The 16,936-nt window shown below is 52.7% G+C and carries 16 protein-coding genes; 14 read left to right on the forward strand and 2 right to left on the reverse strand.

The features are described from left to right. The first annotated feature begins 6 nt into the window (after positions 1–6). Entirely contained in the window at positions 7–960 is a 954-nt protein-coding gene (gene flgL, locus KQJ19_RS06160) for a flagellar hook-associated protein FlgL (RefSeq protein ID WP_016152634.1), read from the forward strand. 242 nt (positions 961–1,202) lie between these two features. Here the strand turns inward: flgL and rne are convergent, their stop codons facing one another. After that, positions 1,203–4,451, reverse strand: coding sequence for a ribonuclease E (gene rne, locus KQJ19_RS06165; RefSeq protein WP_216403429.1), 3,249 nt, complete (start codon positions 4,449–4,451; stop codon positions 1,203–1,205). 698 nt (positions 4,452–5,149) lie between these two features. Between rne and rluC the strand changes: the two genes are divergently transcribed. Continuing rightward, positions 5,150–6,103: a 23S rRNA pseudouridine(955/2504/2580) synthase RluC gene (gene rluC, locus KQJ19_RS06170; protein ID WP_049259723.1), complete on the forward strand. Its 954-nt coding sequence runs from the start codon at positions 5,150–5,152 to the stop codon at positions 6,101–6,103. A 90-nt stretch (positions 6,104–6,193) separates the two neighbouring features. Here rluC and KQJ19_RS06175 read toward each other — a convergent pair whose 3' ends face one another. Next, the gene (locus KQJ19_RS06175) at positions 6,194–6,778 is read right to left on the reverse strand and encodes a nucleoside triphosphate pyrophosphatase (RefSeq protein WP_016152637.1); all 585 of its coding nucleotides are present in this window, start codon (positions 6,776–6,778) and stop codon (positions 6,194–6,196) included. A 197-nt stretch (positions 6,779–6,975) separates the two neighbouring features. Here KQJ19_RS06175 and yceD point away from each other — a divergent pair, with 197 nt between their 5' ends. The 12 genes from yceD to holB all read left to right on the forward strand — a co-directional run bounded on the left by yceD (position 6,976) and on the right by holB (position 16,933). Next, positions 6,976–7,497, forward strand: coding sequence for a 23S rRNA accumulation protein YceD (gene yceD / locus KQJ19_RS06180; protein ID WP_003036239.1), 522 nt, complete (start codon positions 6,976–6,978; stop codon positions 7,495–7,497). A gap of 16 nt (positions 7,498–7,513) precedes the next feature. Further along, positions 7,514–7,687 (forward strand): 50S ribosomal protein L32, encoded by a 174-nt coding sequence (rpmF, locus tag KQJ19_RS06185; protein ID WP_003036242.1) that lies wholly within the window; start codon positions 7,514–7,516, stop codon positions 7,685–7,687. Positions 7,688–7,809: 122 nt separating this feature from the next. Next, complete coding sequence (plsX, locus tag KQJ19_RS06190; protein WP_216403430.1) at positions 7,810–8,889, forward strand: phosphate acyltransferase PlsX; 1,080 nt, start codon at positions 7,810–7,812, stop codon at positions 8,887–8,889. 77 nt (positions 8,890–8,966) lie between these two features. After that, on the forward strand, positions 8,967–9,920 hold the full coding sequence (gene fabH, locus KQJ19_RS06195; RefSeq protein WP_016152639.1) for a beta-ketoacyl-ACP synthase III: 954 nt from the start codon (positions 8,967–8,969) through the stop codon (positions 9,918–9,920). A 15-nt stretch (positions 9,921–9,935) separates the two neighbouring features. Beyond that, positions 9,936–10,865, forward strand: coding sequence for an ACP S-malonyltransferase (gene fabD, locus KQJ19_RS06200; protein ID WP_216403431.1), 930 nt, complete (start codon positions 9,936–9,938; stop codon positions 10,863–10,865). A 12-nt stretch (positions 10,866–10,877) separates the two neighbouring features. Continuing rightward, positions 10,878–11,612 (forward strand): 3-oxoacyl-ACP reductase FabG, encoded by a 735-nt coding sequence (fabG, locus tag KQJ19_RS06205; RefSeq protein ID WP_016152641.1) that lies wholly within the window; start codon positions 10,878–10,880, stop codon positions 11,610–11,612. Between the two features lie 155 nt (positions 11,613–11,767). Continuing rightward, positions 11,768–12,004 (forward strand): acyl carrier protein, encoded by a 237-nt coding sequence (gene acpP, locus KQJ19_RS06210; protein WP_000103754.1) that lies wholly within the window; start codon positions 11,768–11,770, stop codon positions 12,002–12,004. Positions 12,005–12,089: 85 nt separating this feature from the next. Next, positions 12,090–13,331, forward strand: a complete 1,242-nt coding sequence (gene fabF / locus KQJ19_RS06215) for a beta-ketoacyl-ACP synthase II (protein ID WP_003036260.1) — start codon at positions 12,090–12,092, stop codon at positions 13,329–13,331. 135 nt (positions 13,332–13,466) lie between these two features. Continuing rightward, the gene (pabC, locus tag KQJ19_RS06220) at positions 13,467–14,276 is read left to right on the forward strand and encodes an aminodeoxychorismate lyase (protein ID WP_216403432.1); all 810 of its coding nucleotides are present in this window, start codon (positions 13,467–13,469) and stop codon (positions 14,274–14,276) included. A 2-nt stretch (positions 14,277–14,278) separates the two neighbouring features. Next, positions 14,279–15,301, forward strand: a complete 1,023-nt coding sequence (yceG, locus tag KQJ19_RS06225) for a cell division protein YceG (protein WP_019076480.1) — start codon at positions 14,279–14,281, stop codon at positions 15,299–15,301. Next, entirely contained in the window at positions 15,291–15,932 is a 642-nt protein-coding gene (tmk, locus tag KQJ19_RS06230) for a dTMP kinase (RefSeq protein WP_016156195.1), read from the forward strand. Before yceG ends, tmk begins: the two co-directional genes overlap by 11 nt. Then, a complete protein-coding gene (holB, locus tag KQJ19_RS06235) occupies positions 15,929–16,933 on the forward strand; it encodes a DNA polymerase III subunit delta' (RefSeq protein WP_016152653.1) in 1,005 nt (334 codons plus the stop codon). The genes tmk and holB overlap by 4 nt, the downstream gene beginning before the upstream one ends. Positions 16,934–16,936: the final 3 nt, after the last annotated feature.

A 16,936-nucleotide genomic window follows, 5' to 3' on the forward strand; every position in this document is an offset into this window, starting at 1 on the left:
GACACAATGCGTATCAGCACCCAGATGATGTACCAGCAGAATATGCGTGGCATCACTAACTCTCAGGCTGAATGGATGAAGTTCGGCGAGCAGATGTCAACGGGCAAACGTGTGATCAACCCATCTGACGATCCGATCGCCGCCTCGCAGGCCGTGGTGCTTTCTCAAGCACAGGCGCAGAACAGCCAATATACGCTGGCACGTTCATTTGCGACGCAAAAAGTATCGCTGGAAGAGAACGTACTGAGTCAGGTAACGACGGCAATTCAGACCGCGCAGGAAAAAATTGTCTATGCCGCGAACGGCACGTTAAGCGATGACGACCGTGCATCGCTGGCCACCGACCTGCAGGGGATCCGCGATCAACTGATGAACCTGGCGAACAGCACCGACGGTAATGGACGCTATATTTTTGGCGGATATAAAACAGAATCTGCACCGTTTGCTCAGGCAGATGGCGCTTACAGTGGCGGTACAACAAATGTGACCCAGCAGGTCGATGCCTCCCGTACCATGGTGATTGGTCATACTGGCGATAAAGTATTTGTTAATCTGACCAGTAATGCCGTACCGGAACCAGGCGGCGGTACTCAGGAAAAGAACCTGTTCAAAATGCTGGATACCGCTATTGATGCGCTCAAAACCCCGATTGAGGGCAATGACGCGGCAAAAGCTACCGCCTCTGCAGCCATTGATAAAACCAGTCGTGGCCTGAAAAATTCATTGAATAACGTGCTTTCTGTTCGTGCAGAATTAGGGACTCAGCTCAGCGAGTTAAGTTCACTGGATTCACTGGGCGCCGATCGCGCATTGGGCCAGACTCAGCAGATGAGCAATCTGGTGGATGTTGACTGGAACGCAGCGATTTCGTCCTACGTGATGCAGCAGGCCGCACTGCAGGCATCGTACAAAACATTTACCGATATGCAGGGAATGTCGCTATTTCAACTGAACCGGTAACACCTTTTTGAACATATCATGAAACTGGATATGTTTGTCTGCCCGCTCCTTTAACACCCCGGAGCGGGCATTTTTTTAGGCCACTGTTATTTTCTCAGCGACAGATTACCCGTTAATCTTATTACCCGCGCAATCGCACCGCTAAAGATTGCCAGCGTAACCACGCCTTCTCAGTTTGTCAGTGTGTAGAGCAGAGATAAAAAAAAGCCGACCCGAAGGTCGGCTTTGATGTTGATTATGACTTACTCAACGGGCTGCGGGCGCGTTGCTGGCGCAGTCGCCTGGTGCGTGGCGCTGTGTCCACCTGCGGCACCTTTACCTTCAAAGGTGAATTCCGGGCGTTGCCAGTCGCTATGACGCGGCGCTTCAGGCACATACTCTGGTGCCGGAGCACGGGTCATCGGGGCGGCCGCGTGGCTGTGAAGATGTTCTGCGTCAACGTGGGTTGCGACAACTTCAGCCTTAACGACTGCGTCTTCGACGACAGGTGCGGCAACAACCTCTTGCGGCGCGGCAACTTCTTCAACCACTGGCGCTGTTTCCACAACCTCGGCAATCTCTTCAGCCACTTCAGGCTGAGAAATAACAACCTCCGCAGATTCTTCGACAACCGGCGCAGCCACTATTTCAGCGACAGGTTCGGCTTTCGCCGCGGTATCCTCAGCAACAGGCGCGTCAGATTCAGCGATAATTTGCGGTTGTTCCTCGACCGGAGTAGCGATGACTTCCGGATGCGTGGTTTCAACGACGGTAGCCTGAGGTTCAGCAATGACCACCTCTGGCTGTACGGTTTCAACCGACGCAGGGGCGTTCACAATATGCTCAACGGCAGTTGCAGCAACCTGAGGCTCTACGGCGACAGGTGCTGTTTGCCCCTGAACCGTTTCCTGCTCGCGCTGCTCTGCAACCTGCTGATCCTGAGGACGAGCAACAGGGTAGCGGATCCAGACTTTACCGGACGCTAATTCTGGAGATGCGCAGGCAACCGTTAACGGCATCGGCGACTGAACCGGGTAACGCTCGTCACGATAGCGACGACGGCGTTGTCCACTGACGCGCAGATGGCGAGGTGAGCGACGGGAACGACGCGGCATACCATTAGAGTCACGCGCTTCGCTGTTGTCTTCCTGCTCAGTCACAACGACGGCAGGCAGATCAACTTTCGCCAGTTCAGTACGCTGTGCCGGTACGGGCTGTTCAGTTGGCTGAGCGACTGCCGTTTCAGTGACCACTTCGGCAGTCGCGACTTCGGCTTCAACAGCCGGGCTGTCTGTGTAACGAACTTTCTGAGTCAGCTGACGCTGTTTACGGCGAGTCTGAGGCTGACGAACGCGCTCTTCCTGCTCGGTATCCTGCGCAGGTTGTTCTGCCAGGTTCAGCTCTTTAACTTCCTGCTGCGCCTGACGCTTATCATCGTTGCGACGGCGGTTGCGCTCGCGACGCGGAGCCTGCTGATCATCACCGGATTTCGCTTTGTCGGCGACCTCAGTAGACTGCTGGCGGTTATCGCGCGCTTCCGCATTTTGCTGCTGCGACTGACGGCGGTTACGGCGGTTATCTTCACGGTTTTCGCCGCTTTCTGAACGCTCGTTACGGTTATCACGCTCGCCACGGTTGTCGCGATTATCACGACGATCGTTACGGTCGCGACGATTGTTCTGACGCGGTTTACGACGATCCTGCTGGCGGTCGGTTTTCTCTTCAGCTTTCGGCGCAGGTTGTTCAACCGGTTTCACTTCTTCGCTACCGCTGAAGATGGACTTCAGTGCGCTGAAGAAACGGCTAATCAAACCTGGCTGTGCGGCGACGGCCGCGGTCGCTGCTGCGGCTTTAGGCGCGGCGGCCTTCGCAGTAGGTTCCTGCAAAGCAGGGGCTGGCGGCACCTCTGGCATTGCAAAGGTGGCTAATGCCGGCTGCTCTGGCTGTTTACGCTCGACGAACTCTTCTTCCGTCGGCAATGCCATCGCTTCTTCATGCAGTTTCGGCAGCAGGTAGCTCAGGGTTGGTGTTTCTTCCCCTTTGCGTACGCGCAGCACGGAGTAATGCGGGGTTTCCATCTGATCGTTTGGCACAATCACACAGCGCACGCCATTCTGACGCGTCTCGATGGCATTTACCGCGGTACGTTTTTCGTTGAGCAGGTAGGATGCGATCGGCACAGGAACAATAGCGTGAACTTCCTGCGTATTTTCTTTCAGCGCTTCTTCTTCGATCAGACGCAGAATAGACAGCGACAGTGATTCGTTATCACGTACGGTACCCGTGCCGGAGCAGCGTGGGCATACGTGATGGCTGGATTCACCCAGCGACGGGCTCAGACGCTGGCGGGACATCTCCAGCAGGCCGAAGCGAGAAATATGGCTGATTTGAATACGCGCTCTGTCCTGACGCACGGCTTCACGCAGACGGTTTTCAACCGCACGCTGGTGACGAACCGGCGTCATATCAATGAAGTCGATTACAATCAGGCCGCCGAGGTCGCGCAGACGCAGCTGACGAGCAATTTCATCGGCTGCTTCAAGGTTGGTGTTGAACGCAGTTTCTTCGATGTCGCCGCCGCGGGTCGCGCGTGCGGAGTTGATATCGATAGCGGTCAGCGCTTCTGTGCTGTCGATAACGATTGAGCCGCCGGACGGCAGACGCACTTCGCGCTGGAACGCGGACTCAATTTGAGATTCGATTTGATAGTGGCTGAACAGCGGGATTTCACCAGTGTACAGTTTGATTTTGCTGCTGAAATCCGGACGACCCAGCGCGGCGATGTGCTGACGCGCCATCTCCATAACTTTCGGGTTGTCGATGAGGATTTCGCCGATGTCCTGACGTAAATAGTCACGGAATGCGCGAACGATAACGTTGCTTTCCTGATGGATCAGGAACGGAGCAGGGCGGCTGTCAGCGGCTTTTTGAATCGCTTCCCAGTGCTTCAGGCGGAAACTCAGGTCCCACTGCAGCGCTTCGGCAGATTTGCCGACACCTGCGGTACGCACGATAAGTCCCATGCCGTCAGGCAGTTCCAGGCTTGCCAGCGCTTCTTTTAATTCGGTACGGTCGTCGCCTTCAATGCGACGGGAGATGCCGCCCGCGCGCGGGTTGTTCGGCATCAGAACCAGATAACTACCTGCCAGGCTGATAAAGGTGGTCAGCGCAGCGCCTTTATTGCCGCGTTCTTCTTTATCGATCTGAACAATGACTTCCTGACCTTCGCGCAACACGTCTTTAATGTTGGGACGACCATGGGAGTTGTAGCTAGCGGGGAAGTATTCGCGGGCAATTTCTTTTAACGGGAGGAAACCGTGACGTTCAGCGCCGTAATCAACAAAAGCAGCTTCCAGACTCGGTTCAATACGGGTAATTTTGCCTTTATAGATGTTGGCTTTTTTCTGTTCGTGTCCAGGACTTTCGATATCCAGATCGTACAGACGCTGCCCATCTACAAGGGCGACACGCAACTCTTCCTGCTGAGTCGCGTTAATTAACATTCTTTTCATCGTAACTTACTCATTATTCTTACATTGACGACTAAGCTGCGGGCAGAGTAATGCCTTTCCGGGTGTGAACCGATGGCCTCGTGTCTATTCGCGTCGCCAACCTCACGGTTATCGTCAGCTCAAAGAGGCGCAGAGTGTCGGTTGCCTGTATTTCATACGGAAACACAGCGCAATTATCAGGGGAACAGTCTGGGTGTTACTCTCCAGAGAAGCTTCCATTGTGCTTATCGTCTTTCACGCTGTGGGTGCGTTGGCTTCATCTTCTTACCCCAACCACTTACAGGAGTAAGCACCTGGGGTTCCCAGACTTGCCGCCTTCCTACAACGCGAAATCTATAGAGCACTTACCGGTAAGGACTGCAACCCGCAGCCCGCTAACTGCCTGAAAGATCAATACGTCTTACGCCATTGCTGCGTTGATGATCGGTCGGGCAAAATTGGGTCATTCCGGAAAAGTTCTTGTTTTAACAAGATTCAACACGGAAACAACCTCATTATTCCACTGCTAACCTTGTTATAGCAAGATGACTTTTGCCATTTATCACCCGGTTACTCACAGTTTTTTCACTTCCGCGTAGTGATTGCTTTAATAACCACCAAATCGGCTATGTCAAACTTAAGTAATAAGGTATAGCAGTTAATATAAGCATAGAAAAATGTGTGGCGCGAATCTTGATGGCTATTTAAAATCGGCCCCCATGAAAACAGAGACTCCAGCCGTAAAAACAGTTGCCATTACTGCCGACGAAGCAGGGCAACGCATCGACAACTTTTTGCGCACCCAGCTCAAGGGCGTGCCGAAAAGTATGATTTATCGCATTTTGCGTAAAGGCGAAGTGCGGGTGAACAAAAAACGCATTAAGCCCGAGTACAAACTCGAAGACGGGGACATTGTGCGTATTCCACCTGTACGTGTCGCTGAACGTGAAGAAGAGGCCATTTCACCGAATTTGCAGAAGGTCGCGGCGCTGACCGATGTCATTTTATATGAAGATGACCACATTCTGGTGCTTAACAAGCCTTCAGGTACGGCCGTGCATGGTGGAAGCGGGTTAAGCTTTGGCGTCATTGAAGGCTTACGTGCGCTGCGCCCGGAAGCGCGTTTCCTTGAACTGGTGCATCGCCTCGACCGGGATACCTCCGGCGTGCTGCTGGTGGCCAAAAAACGATCTGCCTTGCGTTCGTTGCATGAACAACTGCGTGAAAAAGGCATGCAGAAAGACTACCTCGCGTTGGTACGCGGCCAGTGGCAGTCGCATGTCAAAACCGTGCAGGCCCCGCTGTTAAAGAACATTCTGCAAAGCGGCGAGCGTATCGTGCGGGTGAATCAGGAAGGCAAACCATCGGAAACACGCTTTAAAGTGGAAGAGCGTTATGCGTTCGCTACGCTTGTGCGCTGCAGTCCCGTGACTGGACGAACGCACCAGATTCGCGTGCATACACAATATGCCGGACATCCGATTGCCTTTGACGACCGCTATGGCGATCGTGAGTTCGATAAGCAACTGGCGGATACCGGGCTGAGCAGGCTCTTTTTGCACGCCGCTGCGTTGAAATTTACTCATCCTGGGACGGGTGAAGTAATGCGTATTGAAGCGCCAATGGATAAGCAGTTGAAGCGCTGCCTCGAGGTGTTACGCAGTAAAGGCTGATGCGCATTGATATTATCGCGCATTACCTGTAGGCCTGATGGCGCTGCGCATATCAGGCCTACAGGATTGGCCTGTACAGCCGTCAACCCGTCAGGCTTTTAACGGGTTCATATCTTCTCGTCGCAGCATTTGACACAGTGCGATCAGCGGCAAACCGATTAAGGTATTTGGGTCGCGGCCTTCCAGGCGCTCAAAAAGTGCAATGCCCAATCCTTCGCTTTTAAAACTACCGGCACAATGCAGCGGGCGCTCTTTGCGCACGTAATCTTCAATTTCCGTTTCGCTTAAATGACGAAAATGCACGTCGAACGGTTCAACTTCAGTTTGTAAATGTCCGGTCGCAGAATTATACAGCGCCAGTCCGGTATAAAACGTCACAATATTGCCACGGGCTTTGAGTAACTGCTGGCGTGCATTTTCTTCTGTTAACGGTTTGCCGGTTATTTCACCATCGAGAACACAAATTTGATCGGAACCAATAATAAGATGCGATGGATAACGGTGGGCGAGAGATTGCGCTTTTTTCTGCGCCAGTCGCAAGACTAAGTGCCGGGGGGCTTCGCCCGGTAACGGCGTTTCATCAACCTCTGGTGCTGCGCATTCGAACGGGATTGCCAGTTTTTCTAGTAAAGCGCGACGCCAGGGAGAGGTAGAAGCAAGAATAAGTTGAGGCATATTTTTTCCCTCGCATATAGCGTATTGATGAGAGCCATTTTAAACTATGGACTTCGTCCTACAAGCTGGCTGTAATGGCTTGTGTTGAGCGATTTTAAGTCGATGACCCGCAATGTGTGCGAATTATTGGCAAAAGGCAACCACAGGCTGCCTTTTTCTTTGACTATATGACGTTACAAAGTTAATATGCGCGCCCTATGCAAAAGGTAAAATTACCCCTGACTCTTGATCCGGTTCGTACGGCTCAGAAACGCCTCGATTATGAAGGTATCTATACTTCTGATCTGGTTGAGCGTGTCGCCGATTCTGTAGTCAGTGTGGACAGTGATGTGGAATGCTCCATGTCGTTCGCTATCGATAACCAGCGCCTTGCCGTTATAACCGGTGATGCAAAGGTGTCGGTTACGCTCGAATGTCAGCGTTGCGGGAAACCGTTCCCACTTCATGTTCACACAACATATTGTTTTAGTCCTGTCCGTTCTGACGAGCAGGCTGAAGCACTCCCGGAAGCGTATGAGCCGATTGAGGTTAACGAATTCGGTGAAATCGATCTGCTTGCAATGGTTGAAGATGAGATTATCCTCTCCTTGCCGGTAGTTCCGGTGCATGATTCTGAACACTGTGAAGTGTCCGAGGCGGACATGGTCTTTGGCGAATTGCCTGATGAAGCGCAAAAACCAAACCCATTTGCCGTATTAGCCAGCTTAAAGCGTAAGTAATTGAGGAGTAAGGTCCATGGCCGTACAACAGAATAAACCAACCCGTTCCAAACGTGGCATGCGTCGTTCTCATGACGCTCTGACCGCAGTCACCAGCCTGTCTGTAGACAAAACTTCTGGTGAACAACACCTGCGTCACCACATCACTGCCGACGGTTTTTACCGTGGCCGTAAGGTAATCGCTAAGTAATCACGCATGACTCAATGGCTTTCCCGCTACGGTGAGAAAGACAAAGAGTACACGCGTGATGAAGCTTAGTGAGGCTTTCCCCGGGTAACTGGGGAAACACCTAACCGGGCAGCGACGATACCTTGACACGTCTAACCCTGGCGTTAGATGTCATGGGGGGTGATTTTGGCCCTATCGTGACAGTGCCTGCAGCATTGCAGGCACTGAATTCTAATTCGCAACTCACACTTCTTTTAGTCGGGGATCCCGATACAATCACGCCATTACTTGCCAAAGCTGACTTCGAACAACGTTCACGTCTGCAGATTATCCCTGCTCAGTCAGTTATTGCCAGTGATGCCCGGCCCTCGCAAGCTATTCGCGCCAGTCGTGGAAGCTCAATGCGTGTTGCCCTGGAGCTCGTGAAAGAAGGTCGAGCGGAAGCCTGTGTGAGCGCCGGCAATACAGGCGCGCTAATGGGACTTGCGAAGTTATTGCTCAAACCCCTTGAGGGGATTGAGCGTCCTGCGCTGGTGACGGTTTTACCCCATCAGCAAAAGGGCAAAACGGTGGTGCTGGATTTGGGTGCCAACGTGGATTGTGATAGCACGATGTTGGTGCAATTTGCCGTCATGGGTTCCGTGCTGGCAGAAGAGGTGGTTGGAATTGCCAATCCCCGTGTTGCGTTGCTCAATATCGGTGAAGAAGAAACCAAGGGTCTCGACAGTATTCGGGATGCTTCTGCAGTGCTAAAAACAATCCCTTCTATCAATTATATCGGCTATCTTGAAGCCAATGAGTTACTGACTGGCAAAACTGATGTGTTGGTCTGTGACGGCTTTACAGGTAATGTCACATTAAAGACGATGGAAGGTGTTGTCAGAATGTTCCTTTCACTGCTGAAGTCTCAGGGTGAGGGCAAAAAACGGTCGTGGTGGCTGCTGTTATTAAAACGTTGGTTACAAAAAAGCCTGACAAGGCGATTTAGTCACCTCAACCCCGACCAGTATAATGGCGCCTGTCTGTTAGGATTGCGCGGCACGGTGATTAAGAGTCATGGTGCGGCCAATCAGCGAGCATTTGAAGTCGCGATTGAACAGGCAGTGCAGGCGGTGCAGCGACAAGTTCCTCAGCGAATTGCCGCTCGCCTGGAATCTGTATACCCAGCTGGATTCGAACTGCTGGACGGTGGCGAAAACGCAAACTCGCGAGCACACAGATAACGGTGCGTTTGTGAATGCTGCCAACGTATCAGCGATTTGCTCGTGGCGGTATATAACCAAAAAGTGACTGAGCGTACATGTATACGAAGATTATTGGTACTGGCAGCTATCTGCCTGAACAAGTGCGTACTAACGCCGATTTGGAAAAAATGGTTGAGACATCTGATGAGTGGATCGTCACTCGCACAGGTATCCGTGAACGCCATATTGCAGCGCCAAATGAAACAGTTGCGACGATGGGCTTTGCCGCCGCAAACCGTGCAATTGAAATGGCGGGCATCGACAAAGAACAAATTGGTCTGATTGTGGTTGCCACCACATCATCCACACACGCATTTCCAAGTGCGGCATGCCAGATCCAAAGTATGCTGGGGATCAAAGGCTGTCCGGCGTTTGACGTTGCAGCCGCTTGTGCCGGTTTCACCTACGCCCTGAGCGTTGCCGACCAGTACGTTAAGTCTGGCGCAGTGAAGCATGCTCTGGTGGTTGGCTCAGATGTCCTCGCTCGTACCTGTGATCCAACCGATCGCGGAACGATCATTATTTTCGGCGATGGCGCAGGTGCGGTTGTACTGAGCGCATCAGAAGAGCCCGGCATTCTTTCTACGCATCTGCACGCTGATGGTCGCTATGGCGAACTGTTGACGCTGCCTAATGCCGATCGCGTGAACCCGGAAAACCCGATCCACCTGACGATGGCGGGTAACGAAGTATTTAAAGTCGCGGTGACCGAGCTTGCACACATCGTTGATGAAACGCTGGAAGCAAATAATCTCGATCGTTCTGCACTGGACTGGCTGGTACCGCATCAGGCAAACCTCCGCATTATTAGCGCAACCGCGAAAAAGCTGGGTATGTCGATGGATAATGTTGTCGTGACGCTCGACAGACATGGCAATACCTCCGCGGCCTCCGTACCGTGCGCGCTGGACGAAGCCGTCCGCGACGGGCGTATTAAAGCTGGGCAGTTGATATTGCTTGAAGCCTTTGGGGGTGGATTCACCTGGGGCTCTGCGCTGATTCGTTTCTAGTATAAGGATTTAAACATGACGCAATTTGCATTTGTGTTCCCGGGGCAGGGTTCCCAGACCGTTGGGATGTTGTCTGAAATGGCAGCAAACTACCCAATTGTTGAAGAAACTTTTGCTGAAGCATCAGCTGCGCTGGGCTATGATCTGTGGGCGTTGACTCAGCAGGGACCGGCCGAAGAGCTGAATAAAACCTGGCAGACGCAGCCAGCACTGTTGACTGCCTCTGTTGCGCTTTATCGCGTATGGCAGCAGCAGGGTGGTAAAACACCTGCGCTGATGGCTGGTCACAGCCTGGGCGAATACTCTGCGCTGGTATGTGCGGGTGTTATCGGTTTTGCCGATGCCGTACGTCTGGTTGAACTGCGTGGCAAATTCATGCAGGAAGCGGTACCGGAAGGCACTGGCGGCATGTCTGCTATTATCGGTCTGGACGACGCTGCTATTGCTAAAGCGTGTGAAGAGTCTGCCGAAGGCCAGGTGGTTTCACCGGTAAACTTTAACTCACCAGGTCAGGTGGTTATTGCCGGGCACAAAGAAGCCGTAGAACGTGCTGGCGCAGCCTGTAAAGTGGCTGGCGCTAAGCGTGCTCTGCCACTGCCGGTCAGCGTTCCTTCTCACTGCGCGCTGATGAAGCCTGCTGCTGAGAAACTGGCCGTTGAACTGCAAAAAATCACTTTTAACGCGCCGACTGTTCCGGTTGTGAACAACGTTGACGTGAAGTGCGAAACAGACGCAGACGCTATTCGCGATGCGCTGGTTCGTCAGCTGTACAGCCCGGTTCAATGGACTAAAACCGTTGAATTCATGGCGTCCCAGGGCGTAGAGCACCTGTATGAAGTTGGTCCGGGCAAAGTTCTGACCGGTTTGACGAAACGTATTGTTGACACCCTGACTGCTTCGGCACTGAATGAGCCGGCGGCATTTTCTGCGGCGCTAGAGCAATAAAAGAGGAAGACCATGAGTTTTGAAGGAAAAGTCGCGCTGGTTACCGGTGCAAGCCGTGGCATTGGCCGCGCAATTGCTGAAACACTCGTTGCCCGTGGCGCGAAAGTTATCGGTACTGCAACCAGCGAAAGCGGTGCGCAGGCCATTAGCGATTACTTAGGTGCAAATGGTAAAGGTCTGATGTTGAATGTGACCGATCCGGCATCTATCGAATCTGTTCTGGGAAATATTCGCGCAGAATTTGGTGAAGTCGATATCCTGGTCAATAATGCCGGGATTACTCGTGATAACCTGTTAATGCGCATGAAAGATGACGAGTGGAACGATATCATCGAAACCAACCTGTCATCTGTTTTCCGTCTGTCAAAAGCGGTAATGCGAGCTATGATGAAAAAGCGTCATGGGCGTATTATCACTATCGGTTCTGTGGTTGGTACCATGGGAAATGCGGGTCAGGCAAACTACGCTGCGGCGAAAGCGGGTCTGATCGGCTTCAGTAAATCACTGGCGCGCGAAGTTGCGTCTCGTGGCATTACTGTAAACGTTGTTGCTCCGGGCTTTATTGAAACGGACATGACGCGTGCGCTGTCTGATGATCAGCGTGCGGGTATTCTGGCGCAGGTTCCTGCGGGTCGCCTTGGCGGCGCTCAGGAAATCGCCAGTGCGGTTGCATTTTTAGCTTCTGACGAAGCAAGTTACATCACAGGTGAGACTTTGCACGTCAACGGCGGGATGTACATGGTTTAACCACGAGATAAAAAAATTTGCGTTATTAGGGTGAATGCCCTCAAAATAACGTAAAATCGTGGTAAGACCTGCCGGGATTTAGTTGCAAATTTTTCAACATTTTATACACTACGAAAACCATCGCGAAAGCGAGTTTTGATAGGAAATTTAAGAGTATGAGCACTATCGAAGAACGCGTTAAGAAAATTATCGGCGAACAGCTGGGCGTTAAGCAGGAAGAAGTAACCAACAATGCTTCCTTCGTTGAAGACCTGGGCGCAGATTCTCTTGACACCGTTGAGCTGGTAATGGCTCTGGAAGAAGAGTTTGATACTGAGATTCCGGACGAAGAAGCTGAGAAAATCACTACCGTTCAGGCTGCCATTGATTACATCAACGGCCACCAGGCGTAAGTGAACATCTCCAGGCGGTCATTCGACCGCCTGAGTTTTATCTTTTTATCCCACTTGAATTATTTTCCCTCCCTGGAGGACAACCGTGTCTAAGCGTCGTGTAGTTGTGACCGGACTGGGCATGTTGTCTCCTGTCGGCAATACCGTAGAGTCTACCTGGAAAGCTCTCCTTGCCGGTCAGAGTGGCATCAGCCTGATCGACCATTTCGATACTAGCGCCTATGCAACGAAATTTGCTGGCTTAGTAAAGGATTTTAACTGTGAAGACATTATCTCGCGCAAAGAACAGCGTAAGATGGATGCTTTCATTCAATATGGAATTGTCGCTGGCGTTCAGGCCATGCAGGATTCTGGTCTCGAAATTACGGAAGAGAACGCTCACCGTATTGGCGCCGCTATCGGCTCTGGTATTGGCGGTCTCGGATTGATCGAAGAAAACCACACCTCTTTGGTGAATGGCGGTCCACGTAAGATCAGCCCGTTCTTCGTTCCGTCAACGATTGTTAACATGGTGGCAGGTCACCTGACCATCATGTACGGCCTGCAAGGGCCAAGCATCTCCATTGCGACCGCCTGTACCTCAGGTGTGCATAACATTGGTCATGCAGCACGTATCATTGCATACGGCGATGCAGACGCGATGGTTGCGGGTGGTGCAGAAAAAGCCAGTACCCCGCTGGGTGTGGGTGGTTTTGGCGCGGCACGTGCGCTGTCTACACGTAATGATAACCCGCAAGCGGCAAGCCGTCCGTGGGATAAAGAACGTGATGGCTTTGTGCTGGGCGACGGCGCAGGCATGGTGGTACTGGAAGAGTACGAGCATGCGAAAGCGCGCGGTGCAAAAATCTATGCTGAAGTCGTTGGTTTTGGTATGAGCAGCGATGCTTACCACATGACGTCTCCACCGGAAAACGGTGCGGGTGCTGCGCTGGCAATGGTCAACGCACTACGCGATGCGGCTATCGAAGCGGGTCAGATCGGCTATGTCAACGCGCATGGCACGTCTACTCCTGCTGGCGATAAAGCCGAAACCCAGGCAGTGAAATCTGTCTTTGGCGATGCGGCAAGCCGTGTAATGGTAAGCTCCACTAAATCCATGACCGGACACCTGTTGGGTGCGGCGGGCGCGGTAGAGTCTATTTTCTCTATCCTGGCGCTGCGCGATCAGGCTATTCCGCCAACCATCAACCTGGATAACCCGGATGAAGGTTGTGACCTGGACTTCGTACCTCACGAAGCGCGTCAGGTTAGTGGTCTGGAGTACGCACTGTGTAACTCCTTCGGCTTTGGCGGGACCAACGGCTCTTTGATCTTTAAAAAGATTTAAGTCTGCCAGGTGGTGCGTTAGCATCGATAGCAATTTAAAAAGGTCCGCTTGTCGGGCCTTTTTTTATTCGGTTTTCCACCCTTGTCCTGTGTTGTTCATCCTGCCAAACTAGCGGACCAGAAATAAGGAGCCACCATGTTCTTAATTAATGGCTGCGAGCAGAATATGCTGGCCGCAAGCGATCGAGCGACCCAATTCGGTGATGGCTGTTTTACCACTGCGCGTATTATTGACGGCGAAATTTGCCTCTTTGCAGCGCATCTTGCGCGTTTACAAGACGCCTGCCAAAAATTGCTGATCTCTTTCGAAGATTGGTCAGAGCTGCAAAGTGAAATGAAAATGCTGGCGCAAGGGCATGCGCGTGGCGTGTTAAAAGTGATTATCAGCCGTGGTAGCGGTGGCCGTGGTTACAGCGGCGCAAACTGTCGCAGTGCCACACGTATTCTCTCTGTTTCAGCCCGGCCCGATCATTACGATCGTTGGCGGCAGGAGGGGATAACGCTGACGTTAAGTCCAGTGCGTCTGGGGCGTAATCCGTTGCTTGCCGGACTTAAGCACCTGAATAGACTGGAACAGGTGTTGATTCGCTCTCATCTTGAGCAGACGGCAGCTGATGAAGCACTGGTTCTTGACAGTGAGGGATGGGTTACGGAATGCTGTGCGGCTAATTTGTTCTGGCGTAAGGGGGATGTGGTTTACACTCCCCGGCTGGATCAGGCCGGAGTGAACGGCATTATGCGACAATTCTGTATCCGGATGCTGGCACAATCGTCGTTCAGCATTGTCGAAGTGTATGCCGGGTTGGAAGAGGTTATGCAGGCCGATGAAATCGTCGTCTGTAATGCATTAATGCCTGTTATTCCCGTACGCACCTGTGGCGACACGCTGCTGTCTGCACGTTTATTGTTCGATTTTTTAGCCCCACTTTGTGAGCACCCGAATTAGTCATGAAAAAACTGTTACTTGTTGTCCTGTTATTGCTGGTTGTGCTGGGCATAGCCGCGGGAGTGGGAATGTGGAAAGTTCGCCATCTGGCGGACAGTAAATTATTGATTAAAGAAGAGACGATTTTTACGCTGAAAGCGGGTACGGGCCGTCTGGCTCTCGGTGAACAGTTGTATGCGGACAACGTTATCAATCGTCCGCGTGTGTTCCAGTGGCTGCTGCGTGTGGAGCCCGAACTGTCGCATTTTAAAGCCGGAACCTACCGTTTTACGCCCGACATGACGGTGCGGGACATGTTGCAACTGCTGGAAAGCGGTAAAGAGGCGCAGTTCCCGTTACGTCTGGTTGAAGGGATGCGTCTGAGCGACTACCTCAAGCAGCTGCGCGACGCCCCGTACATCAAACATACGCTGAGCGATGATAATTACGAGACCGTTGCTCAGGCGCTGAAGCTGGAGAACCCGCAATGGGTAGAAGGCTGGTTCTGGCCAGATACCTGGATGTATACCGCCAATACAACCGACGTGGCGTTGCTAAAACGCGCGCATCAGAAAATGGTTAAAGCGGTAGACTCCGTCTGGGAAGGGCGCGCTGAAGGCCTGCCTTATCAGGACAAAAATCAGCTGGTAACCATGGCCTCTATTATCGAAAAAGAGACTGCGGTTGCCAGCGAGCGTGACCAGGTGGCTTCCGTCTTTATTAACCGCTTACGGATTGGCATGCGTTTACAGACCGATCCGACGGTGATTTACGGGATGGGGTCACGGTATAATGGCAAGTTGTCGCGTGTGGATTTAGATACCCCGACCGCCTATAACACCTATACCATTACGGGGTTGCCGCCTGGCCCGATTGCCATGCCGGGAGAGGCCTCATTGCAGGCCGCGGCGCATCCGGCAAAAACGCCGTACCTCTATTTCGTGGCTGACGGTAAAGGCGGTCACACGTTTAACACCAATCTTGCCAGCCACAACCGGTCCGTGCAGGATTACCTGAAAGTGCTTAAGGAAAAAAATGGGCAGTAACTATATCGTCATCGAGGGCCTGGAAGGCGCCGGAAAAACCACTGCGCGTAACGTGGTGGTAGAGACACTTGAGCAACTCGGTATTCGTGACATGGTTTTTACCCGCGAACCGGGGGGAACTCAGCTCGCTGAGAAACTAAGAAGTCTGGTGCTGGACATTAAGTCGGTGGGTGACGAGGTCATCACTGACAAAGCTGAAGTTCTGATGTTTTACGCCGCGCGCGTACAGCTGGTCGAAACCGTTATTAAACCTGCGCTGGCAAAAGGCGCATGGGTAATTGGCGACCGTCACGATTTGTCGACCCAGGCGTATCAGGGGGGCGGACGCGGCATCGATCAAAACATGCTGGCAACCTTGCGCGATGCGGTGCTCGGTGATTTTCGCCCGGACCTGACGCTCTATCTGGACGTGACTCCAGAGGTCGGATTGAAACGTGCCCGTGCGCGCGGCGAGCTGGATCGTATTGAGCAGGAATCTTTCGATTTCTTTAATCGCACCCGCGCGCGCTATCTTGAACTGGCTGCCAAAGATGCCAGCATTCGTACCATCGACGCTACGCAGCCGCTGGAAGCTGTGATGGCTGATATCCGCAATACCATCACCCAGTGGGTGCAGGAGCAGGGCGCATGAAATGGTACCCATGGTTACGACCAGATTTTGAAAAACTGGTAGCCAGCTACCAGGCGGGTCGTGGTCACCATGCGTTACTGATTCAGGCATTACCCGGAATGGGTGACGACGCGCTGATTTACGCGCTCAGTCGCTATTTAATGTGCCAGCAGCCGGAAGGGCATAAAAGCTGCGGACACTGCCGGGGCTGTCAGCTGATGCAGGCAGGGACGCATCCTGATTACTATTCGCTGCTGCCGGAAAAAGGCAAAAGCACGCTGGGGGTTGATGCGGTACGTGAAGTGAGTGAAAAGCTGTACGAGCATTCACGCCTTGGCGGTGCGAAAGTGGTGTGGATCCCTGATGCCGCCCAGTTAACTGATGCCGCTGCCAATGCCCTGCTAAAAACGCTGGAAGAACCGCCGGCACAAACCTGGTTTTTCCTCGCCAGCACAGAGCCTGCGCGATTGCTGGCGACATTGCGCAGCCGCTGCCGGTTACACCATCTTGCGCCGCCGGCTGAGTCGTACGCTATCTCCTGGCTCGCCCGCGAAGTGACCGCATCTCCAGAAGCGCTGTTGAGCGCATTACGCCTGAGCGCGGGTTCGCCAGGTGCGGCACTCTCGTTGTTACAGGCTGAAAGCTGGGCGCATCGCACAGATTTTTGTGCGGCACTGGCAAACACATTAAACGCAGGTGACTGGTATATCCTGCTCGCGGCGTTAAACCACGATCAGGCTGCCGCCCGTTTACACTGGCTGGCAACGTTGTTGACGGATGCCTTGAAGCGTCCGTATGGGGTTTCCCATTTAACCAATCCTGATGCGCTGGACCTGATATCTTCTATCGCAGAACGGTTATCCGTCGCCCGGATACAGGCGATACTCGGTGACGTTTGTCATTGCCGTCAGCAGTTGCTGAACGTAACAGGCGTAAACCGTGAACTGGTGTTAACCGATCTTATCCTGCGTATTGAGCATTACCTGCAACCAGGCACCGTATTGCCTGTTCCCCATCTTTGAGAG

The organism is Citrobacter sp. S46_ASV_140 (assembly GCF_018919545.1).
Classification (GTDB): Bacteria; Pseudomonadota; Gammaproteobacteria; order Enterobacterales; family Enterobacteriaceae; genus Citrobacter; species Citrobacter braakii.

Bases quoted from the DNA above. Each gene is read 5' to 3' on its own strand.
- fabG (WP_016152641.1), top strand. From the start codon at position 10,878: ATGAGTTTTGAAGGAAAAGTCGCGCTGGTTACCGGTGCAAGCCGTGGC.
- fabD (WP_216403431.1), top strand. From the start codon at position 9,936: ATGACGCAATTTGCATTTGTGTTCCCGGGGCAGGGTTCCCAGACCGTT.
- rpmF (WP_003036242.1), top strand. From the start codon at position 7,514: ATGGCCGTACAACAGAATAAACCAACCCGTTCCAAACGTGGCATGCGT.
- rluC (WP_049259723.1), top strand. From the start codon at position 5,150: ATGAAAACAGAGACTCCAGCCGTAAAAACAGTTGCCATTACTGCCGAC.
- flgL (WP_016152634.1), top strand. From the start codon at position 7: ATGCGTATCAGCACCCAGATGATGTACCAGCAGAATATGCGTGGCATC.
- yceD (WP_003036239.1), top strand. From the start codon at position 6,976: ATGCAAAAGGTAAAATTACCCCTGACTCTTGATCCGGTTCGTACGGCT.
- holB (WP_016152653.1), top strand. From the start codon at position 15,929: ATGAAATGGTACCCATGGTTACGACCAGATTTTGAAAAACTGGTAGCC.
- acpP (WP_000103754.1), top strand. From the start codon at position 11,768: ATGAGCACTATCGAAGAACGCGTTAAGAAAATTATCGGCGAACAGCTG.
- fabH (WP_016152639.1), top strand. From the start codon at position 8,967: ATGTATACGAAGATTATTGGTACTGGCAGCTATCTGCCTGAACAAGTG.
- pabC (WP_216403432.1), top strand. From the start codon at position 13,467: ATGTTCTTAATTAATGGCTGCGAGCAGAATATGCTGGCCGCAAGCGAT.
- yceG (WP_019076480.1), top strand. From the start codon at position 14,279: ATGAAAAAACTGTTACTTGTTGTCCTGTTATTGCTGGTTGTGCTGGGC.
- tmk (WP_016156195.1), top strand. From the start codon at position 15,291: ATGGGCAGTAACTATATCGTCATCGAGGGCCTGGAAGGCGCCGGAAAA.
- rne (WP_216403429.1), bottom strand. From the start codon at position 4,451: ATGAAAAGAATGTTAATTAACGCGACTCAGCAGGAAGAGTTGCGTGTC.
- KQJ19_RS06175 (WP_016152637.1), bottom strand. From the start codon at position 6,778: ATGCCTCAACTTATTCTTGCTTCTACCTCTCCCTGGCGTCGCGCTTTA.